Below are 2,175 nucleotides of genomic sequence, written 5' to 3'. Positions count from 1 at the left end.
CATCTGTATAAGTGAATGTTCCGTTACCATTATCAACGATAGTTGTAAGGGTTTCGAAAGTATCGATTACAGTTTCTAAGTCGATGCTAGTTAAAACACCGTCTTCGTCTGTATACTCTAACGTTTTCCCGTCGACATTTAACGCAAGAGTAGTAAGGGTTTCAAGGTTTGCAACATCTACGATTGTAGTATTGTTGTCTTCATCTGTATAAGTGAAAGTTCCGTTACCGTTATCTACAATAGTTGTAAGTGTTTCGAAGGTGTCGATTACAGTTTCCAAGTCGATGCTAGTTACAACGCCGTCTTCATCTGTGTACTCTAAAGTTTTCCCGTCAACGTTTAAGGCTAGGGTAGTAAGGGTCTCTAGGTTTGAAATATCGATGGTCGTAGTAACATTGTCTTCATCAGTATACGTAAATGTTCCGTTACCGTTATCAACGATAGTAGTAAGGGTTTCAAACGTATCGATTACAGTTTCTAGGTCGATGCTGGTTAAAACGCCGTCTTCGTCAGTGTACTCAAGAGTTTTACCGTCAACATTTAGAGCCAAAGTGGTTAATGTTTCTAGGTTTGCAACATCTACGATTGTACTGTTGTTGTCTTCGTCAGTGTACGTGAATGTTCCGTTACCGTTATCAACGATAGTTGTTAGGGTTTCGAAGGTATCGATTACAGTTTCTAGGTCGATGCTGGTTAGAACGCCGTCTTCGTCTGTGTATTCCAAAGTTTTACCGTCAACATTTAACGCAAGGGTAGTAAGGGTTTCAAGATTTGAAATATCGATGGTCGTAGTAACATTGTCTTCATCAGTATAAGTGAAGGTACCGTTACCGTTATCTACAATAGTAGTAAGGGTTTCAAAATTGTCAATAATCGTTGCGATATCAAGACTTGTCAAAACACCATCTTCATCAGTATATTCCAGTGTGTGTCCGTCAGGATTCAACGCCAAAATGGTCAATGTTTCAAGATTCGAAATATCTATGATTGTTGTTCCACCGTCTTCATCTGTGTAAGTAAAAGTACCGTTGTTGTTATCAACAATCGTGGTAAGAGTTTCGAAGTTATCGATGATCGTTGCGATATCAAGGCTTGTCAAAACACCATCTTCATCAGTATATTCCAGCGTGTGACCGTCAGGATTCAACGCCAAAATGGTTAACGTTTCAAGATTTGAAATATCTATGATTGTTGTTCCACCATCCTCATCGGTGTAGGTAAAAGTCCCGTTGTTGTTATCAACGATAGTGGTAAGAGTTTCAAAGTTATCGATGATCGTTGCGATATCAAGGCTTGTCAAAACACCATCTTCATCAGTATATTCCAGCGTGTGTCCGTCAGGATTCAACGCCAAAATGGTCAACGTTTCAAGATTTGAAATATCTATGATTGTTGTTCCACCATCCTCATCGGTGTAAGTAAAAGTACCGTTGTTATTATCAACGATTGTGGTAAGAGTTTCAAAGTTAGCGATTATTTCCCCAAGGTCGAGACTTGTTAAAACTCCATCCTCATCAGTATACTCCAAAGTATAGCCGTCGGCATTGAGTGCCAAATAAGTTAAGGTCTCAAGATTTGAAATATCTACAGTCGTAGTTCCACCATCCTCATCGGTGTAAGTAAAAGTACCGTTGTTATTATCAACGATTGTAGTAAGAGTTTCAAAGTTATCGATGATCGTTGCGATATCAAGACTAGTTAAAACGCCATCTTCATCAGTATATTCCAGCGTGTGTCCGTCAGGATTCAACGCCAAAATGGTCAACGTTTCAAGATTTGAAATATCTATGATTGTTGTTCCACCATCCTCATCGGTGTAAGTAAAAGTACCGTTGTTATTATCAACGATTGTGGTAAGAGTTTCGAAGTTATCGATAATCGTTGCGATATCAAGACTAGTTAAAACGCCATCTTCATCAGTATATTCCAGCGTGTGTCCGTCAGGATTTAGCGCCAAAATGGTCAATGTTTCAAGATTTGAAATATCTATGATTGTTGTTCCACCATCCTCATCGGTGTAAGTAAAAGTACCGTTGTTATTATCAACGATGGTAGTAAGAGTTTCGAAGTTATCGATAATCGTTGCGATATCAAGACTAGTTAAAACGCCATCTTCATCAGTATATTCCAGCGTGTGTCCGTCAGGATTTAGCGCCAAAATGGTCAATGTTTCAA

1 protein-coding gene is annotated in these 2,175 nt (G+C 39.0%); it reads right to left on the bottom strand.

Annotated features, from left to right (window positions below; all coding sequences use genetic code 11):
* A partial coding sequence (locus AC3RVF_RS15860; protein ID WP_489693781.1) for a beta strand repeat-containing protein occupies window positions 1-2,175 on the bottom strand: 2,175 nt, incomplete at both ends.

The organism is Aequorivita sp. IT1183 (assembly GCF_058068265.1).
The sequence above is the reverse complement of the archived record's forward strand: the minus strand, read 5'-3'. Positions and strand labels throughout refer to the sequence as shown.